Here is a 5,516-nt window from a genome sequence, read left to right on the forward strand (position 1 = left end):
AGCTGCTTGATGAGATGACTCACGTCCATAAACGTCTGGGCTACATCATGGGCTGAAACCTCATGAAGGTATACAGTCGGGGTAGCCGCTACATAGCAGCCAAACATCTGACCTAAATGCTCCTGCACTTCCCTAAAGGCATGGCTACTAATAAATGCTTTGGCAATCTGATAGACTTTGACAGCGTCCTGCTGTTCCTGCTGGCTAAGCGATGTGTTTTCCATCGAAGTAAGTAGTTATGAGGTTTAAAGAGAGATCAGCCCCTTAGAGAAGCCATAAGAGGCTGATCACAGGTGAATTAGTATAGGTCCATGCAGACGAGGTCTTTTAATCGCTCTTTCTGCTCAGCGAATACCTGGCTTTTCAGCCGAGTGGCTGTATCCGAAAACGACGAAGACATAAACCGCACGTGAGGCACATCCTGCAGATCGGGCCGGATCTCAATCTCCAGCCATAAATGCCAGCCCTTTTTCATGTCTAGGGGCACTTCGTTAAAGACAGGCAGATGCAACTTGACGTCATCAAACTCATACTGATCAGACATACTCTTGCGGTTGAGCATATCCGAGACTAGATCAAAGCCTTCCCGCTCGGGGCCAAAGTACTCCTGATGATTGGTGAAATACTCATCGGCTTCTTTGCAGGTCATCCACTCGGAAGTATAGAGTTTGAGATCATCGAAGATGCGGTGCCGGGTTAAATGGCCTACCACCCAAACGGACTCTCCCCCTTCGCCGGCCGTCAGATGAATCATGCCTTCGGCGTGGTGAAACTCTACCCGGGGGACGCCCTTTTGAAAGACTTCGGCGTCTTTGTACTTCTCATAGAACTCGGCTGGAAGGCTGATGTGCCCTGCTAGCTCCACGGCCCGGGTGAGGTGAAGCGAAGGATTGTTGTAAGCCACCGAGAGCGACGATACGGGAACAGATGGAGCGGATACTTTAGCTTGGTTTTTCATGTGATTAGAGAGGATTTTGGATTGTTTAGAGCATAGCTTGCCTGAATCACTGGGAGGCAGTGATAAGGAAAGGGGCTGAAAAAGAGATGGACTACTTTGAACGGGAAGTGTTATACGGACTTTCTGAAATGTAGAACTCGATGGTATCCATCAGATCAGCAATGGCCATGTAGTAGCGGGAGACGTGCTGACGTTCTTCTTCGTCCAATTGAGCGTAGTCCTTGGAGGTTGCATACCAGGAGAAAGCCCGACTGAGTTGACGCTTGAGTTCTGACATCACCATCTCATCGCGTAGCTGGGCTGCCTGACGATAAATGGTTTCAGCAGCCTTGGATTGTTCAGTTGACAGGGAGGCGGTTTGAGTTGCCATAGTGGATTTAGGGTTATAGAGTACAAAGAATGTAAATATGTATTACCAGCTGACGGCTTGCTCGACGCGATTTTCGTCAATCTCGGCATAGGCATCAATGTGCGTAGTCGAGCTGAGCCCCATCATCGTAGCTACGGTATCGCGATCAATGTTCCAAACATTTAAACAGCGATAACAGAAGGTCTTGCGAGCAATCTTGGTGCTAAGGCCCATGTGAAAACCCGCCAGGGCGTCCAAGATCTTTAAAAGCTCGTTGTTATCGTTTAAGGGCACTTTAGGAAGTTCATCAATGCTGCCGTATTTTTCAATGATTTCGATAGCCCTGGGGTGCAGTTTAATCTTGGCTTCAATGTTGGTCTTCTGACGCTTCTTGCAAATCCATAGAGCCCCTTTGCGAAGCTTGATGTGCTTAGAGGAGAGGTCTTGTCGGTCCGAGTGGTGAAGACCCGTGTAACAGCAGAAAATGAATAGATCCCGTACGTGTTCTGCTCTTTTGCGAGTGCCCGCATCATAAATCAGATGCAGGTCCAAATCTTCCAGCTGCTCGATCTGTTCCTCGGTTAGGTGGCGGAGATCCACCTCAGAATCTTCTTTGTCAATGTGAAGCCTTTCTAGAGGATTAGAAAGCAGTAGCTTACGCCGATACGCTTCGGTCATTGCTTTCCGGTAGAAGATCACGTGCTTGTAGACATGAAGTTGAGAAATGGATGCTCCGTTTCGATTGACCCGGCTTCTCAGCCAGTCCGAGAATTTCAGGACCATGGCTTCGTCGAAAGCTTCTGCCGCCATATCCTTCCTTTGAATGCTTTCCAGGAATCGCACCATATTGGTGCGTCTGACCCGGTAAGCAGTGGCCGTAGACGGCTCCCGCTCACTTGCCTTTATGTGCCAGTCAATCAACGATAGTATCGACATAAACTTGGGCTGATCGCTTTGGGCTGAGAGTTTCACGTTTTCAATGGTCATCTGCCGTCCTACCATGTTGGGATACACTGTCGCCAGCAATCGAGGCGTTAAAGTATAGCCAGCGACCCGGAGAATACCTTGAAGCTGTTCCATCTCCACTTCCAGGGTTCGAAGCTGTTTATTCTTGGCTTGAGCCCAATCGGTTTGACCTAAGAACCGCTTGAAGTTGCCGCCCCAATCATTTTTGGAGACTTTGATGTGCGTAGAAAGGTTGGCATCGGGATGGCCTTTCATTTGGATACAGAGCTTGATGGTTCCCATATCCGGTGTTTTGCTCTTGCAGAACCAGAATAGGAGGTTGGCGTTTTGAAGTATCATGAGTGTGAGAATTAAAAATTAAGGTTCGCGGCCTCTTTCAAGACGCGTTCCTTGGTGATGTTGCGATACAGCTTGAGTTCTTTCGTTGACTTATGACCGAGCATGGCTGCCGTCGTCTCATCCGACATCAAATGCTCGTTTTGCATCAAGTGTGTGAACGTCTTTCTACCCGTGTGGAACCAGATCCGGCGGTTGACGCCAATCTTTTCCATGGCAATCTTGATCATGTAGTTGACCTCCTTGTTACTTTTCAAGGGAAGCTTGTCTACCCCGCCGTACTTAGCAATGATTTGTTTGGCGACCTTGGACAAGGGCACATAGTAGCTGGTTCCAGTCTTCTGACGATTACCCTTCAAGTACTCCCGGCCCTCTACGGTTTCAATGCTAGCCTGACTAAGCAGAGTCATGTCTACGTAAGCAAGACCCGTATAGCAAGCGAATACATAGCAATCAACCGTATGCTGCAGTTTAGGAGAAAAGCTCGTGGAGGCGAGTGTTTCTAATTCCTGCTTCGACAAATGCTCCAAAAGGGGCGTCTTGGGCATGTTGATCATGTAGGCTGCGGAAGGATCATTCTCGATATGGCCATTCTTCCATAGCCAGCGAAGAAACGTCTTGACGAACTGTTGGCACTTCTGAGCGTAAGCGAGCTTGTTGCCCCTCAAAAGCATCCAGTTCTTAAAGCGTTCAAGCACATGACCCTTGACCTCTTCTACGAGTAGGTCCGATAGCTTCTCAGCCGCCATAAACCGCTTAAAAATGTTAAGCTTGTCTTCCCGGGTCTCGTGCGTTTTCACGGCAATATGCCTAGCATCCCGCATTTGGGCCGAATGCTCCAGGTAGACATCAATGAAATGGTAGACGGATAGATTGTCCGAACCTTTCTTTTTGAAGAACTTCTTAAGCGTCAGGGGCGTCAGGGGCAAGTCCTGAGCCTCATGCATGAGGTGAATGGAGCGGAGCTTGTTTTCAATGGTTCGCAGAAGCTCATTGTCTGCCTGGGTAGCCTCATCCTTCTTCTTTGACCGCTGGGCCGCTTGATCCCAATCGGACTTTTTCACGCGAATGCCGGTAGAGCCGAGCTTTACCCGGGTGCCGTTAAGGGTTACCCGCACATTCACTGCAGCGTAGTCTTTGTCAGCTAAGCTGTCGGCTCTGAGTTGGAACAGGATTCTAAATCGATTCATCATGATGGCAAGTGGTTTAAGATTTAATTTGTTTAAATTTACACAAAAACAGGTTAAAAAAAATTATTGCGGCTTATAGGTCACAATTGTTTTAATGTCAAAGTCATAGTCTTTTAAGATGTCAATCATTTTCTCCAAGGACATAGACTGTTTGTGGGTGTAGTTTCTCCAGGCGTTAGTTAACCGCCCTTTCTTCTGCTCAGCAGGGAGAGTAGGATAAACGTTTTTAATCCACCAGTCGAACGCCTCTTGAATTGATGTAAATGTTTTCATGGTTCAAATATAAAACACTTTGTTTAAATTTACACAAATAATTCAAGAAATATTTTTACTCTCTTCAAAAGCTGCGTTTCTAGCTCATAGGAAGGCCTTAACTTCTTTTAACGTATACCCGGCTTGGCTGATTAGAGGTTGAGCAGTAGCTTTCTGCCCTGAACTATTCGACCTTATGAAAACCTTTTACCTACTTACCTTCCTGGTGGTTGCCTTCTTTTCCTGTAAGCCTGACTCTAAAAATCCTGACAAAGCAGGTCAACCTCGTGAAACCCAGGATTGGCTTATTCTGACCGCCCCTGAAGAACGGGAAGTTTGGGGTGTCTTTGGCAACATTGACAGTACGTTGCTTATCACTACGGGCTATAAGATCTATTACACGCAGGATCGGGGCAATTCCTGGCAGGAAAGCGACTACAAACCAGGAAGTGGGGTGTTTGGTATTACTTCTTCTGCAGATACTCTGTATGCACTTACGGCTCAAAGGGGATATGCTCTCAACAGTATTGCGTACGCTGTGAACCCGCAATTCCAAAGCATAGATGGAGGAAAGACCTGGACCCAAAGCTTTAGCAGGAGAGCCTATGAAAGCATAGCCATTCCTCGCAATCAAACTAAAACTGCCAATGGACTAGTTTACAGCATTGATCAGGAACTTACGGCGGTATGTACCTCCTGCCCGAATTATTATCTGGAAACGCCAGGCTTTAAAACTCCACAGGGACAAAAAATACTTCTCCCTCAGAAGCATCAGCTTCAAAGCATTTATATGGATTCACAGCAACGGCTCTATTTGTCTGGATCAGCAGCCGTCTGTGGAGGAGCAGGCAATATAAGCTTCTGCAATGGCCACCGTGGCGTCATCTACATTTCTAAAAAGCCATTACCCTGATCTAGATAGGAGTCAATGAAGGAGCCTACCCGTGATAGCGAGTAGGCTTTCTTGTAATTGATAGACACAGTGGACTATATAGCTAAGTGGTTTTTGCTCGACTGATGGACTGATTTGCCTTCTGAAAGCCCTGTTTACGCCCAATTCTGCCCTTGAAAAACCTTCCAGCTATCCGACTTAGCTATCTACTATATATTGGGCCTTTACAAAGAGGGCTTGATCGGGAAGGTGGAGAATGCGGGGTTTACGGGTAGGTGCTTACGTGCGAATGCAGACACTTCCATGAATAGCAAGCATGCTTTTTACAAGTAGGCTTTGTTAGCCCTATAGCTTTGTGTACGGTTTAATCCTGCTTTCCTTGCTCTGCAAGCATTTATCAGCCCAAGGTCCCTTTTATAGGCTAGCATTAAGCTGCTCAACCTTCGTGGCCAACTATTCTACTGGTTTAAACACCTGAACGCAACTCAAGTAATGAACCCTGTACAGTTGGTTTCATTGAACAATTATGTAAATCAACAGTTTACCAAATGCTATCTTAACGCAGCAGTATGA

The 5,516-nt window shown here is 46.9% G+C and carries 7 protein-coding genes; 1 reads left to right on the forward strand and 6 read right to left on the reverse strand.

Annotated elements, in window-relative coordinates; translation table 11 throughout:
- The 6 genes from BWI93_RS09730 to BWI93_RS09755 form a co-directional block, all read right to left on the reverse strand.
- The coding region (locus tag BWI93_RS09730; protein WP_141217416.1) for a hypothetical protein at positions 1–224 on the reverse strand (224 nt) is incomplete at its 3' end.
- Positions 225–298: 74 nt separating this feature from the next.
- Positions 299–958, reverse strand: a complete 660-nt coding sequence (locus BWI93_RS09735; RefSeq protein WP_094810667.1) for a hypothetical protein — start codon at positions 956–958, stop codon at positions 299–301.
- Positions 959–1,049: 91 nt separating this feature from the next.
- Positions 1,050–1,328, reverse strand: a complete 279-nt coding sequence (locus BWI93_RS09740) for a hypothetical protein (protein WP_094810669.1) — start codon at positions 1,326–1,328, stop codon at positions 1,050–1,052.
- 42 nt (positions 1,329–1,370) lie between these two features.
- Complete coding sequence (locus BWI93_RS09745; protein ID WP_141217417.1) at positions 1,371–2,612, reverse strand: site-specific integrase; 1,242 nt, start codon at positions 2,610–2,612, stop codon at positions 1,371–1,373.
- 11 nt (positions 2,613–2,623) lie between these two features.
- Positions 2,624–3,802: a site-specific integrase gene (locus BWI93_RS09750; RefSeq protein ID WP_094810673.1), complete on the reverse strand. Its 1,179-nt coding sequence runs from the start codon at positions 3,800–3,802 to the stop codon at positions 2,624–2,626.
- A 60-nt stretch (positions 3,803–3,862) separates the two neighbouring features.
- Positions 3,863–4,072 carry a hypothetical protein gene (locus BWI93_RS09755; protein ID WP_094810675.1) on the reverse strand — a complete coding sequence of 70 codons (210 nt, stop codon included), beginning with the start codon at positions 4,070–4,072 and terminating at the stop codon, positions 3,863–3,865.
- A 175-nt stretch (positions 4,073–4,247) separates the two neighbouring features.
- Between BWI93_RS09755 and BWI93_RS09760 the strand changes: the two genes are divergently transcribed.
- Positions 4,248–4,964 (forward strand): hypothetical protein, encoded by a 717-nt coding sequence (locus BWI93_RS09760; RefSeq protein ID WP_094810677.1) that lies wholly within the window; start codon positions 4,248–4,250, stop codon positions 4,962–4,964.
- Positions 4,965–5,516 lie beyond the last annotated feature (552 nt).

It is taken from the genome of Siphonobacter sp. BAB-5385 (genome assembly GCF_002261125.1).
GTDB lineage: Bacteria > Bacteroidota > Bacteroidia > Cytophagales > Spirosomataceae > Siphonobacter.

What these genes read in the sequence shown, in the direction of transcription:
- BWI93_RS09735 (WP_094810667.1), bottom strand. Translation starts at nt 958, where the DNA reads ATGAAAAACCAAGCTAAAGTATCCGCTCCATCTGTTCCCGTATCGTCG.
- BWI93_RS09740 (WP_094810669.1), bottom strand. Translation starts at nt 1,328, where the DNA reads ATGGCAACTCAAACCGCCTCCCTGTCAACTGAACAATCCAAGGCTGCT.
- BWI93_RS09745 (WP_141217417.1), bottom strand. Translation starts at nt 2,612, where the DNA reads ATGATACTTCAAAACGCCAACCTCCTATTCTGGTTCTGCAAGAGCAAA.
- BWI93_RS09750 (WP_094810673.1), bottom strand. Translation starts at nt 3,802, where the DNA reads ATGATGAATCGATTTAGAATCCTGTTCCAACTCAGAGCCGACAGCTTA.
- BWI93_RS09755 (WP_094810675.1), bottom strand. Translation starts at nt 4,072, where the DNA reads ATGAAAACATTTACATCAATTCAAGAGGCGTTCGACTGGTGGATTAAA.
- BWI93_RS09760 (WP_094810677.1), top strand. Translation starts at nt 4,248, where the DNA reads ATGAAAACCTTTTACCTACTTACCTTCCTGGTGGTTGCCTTCTTTTCC.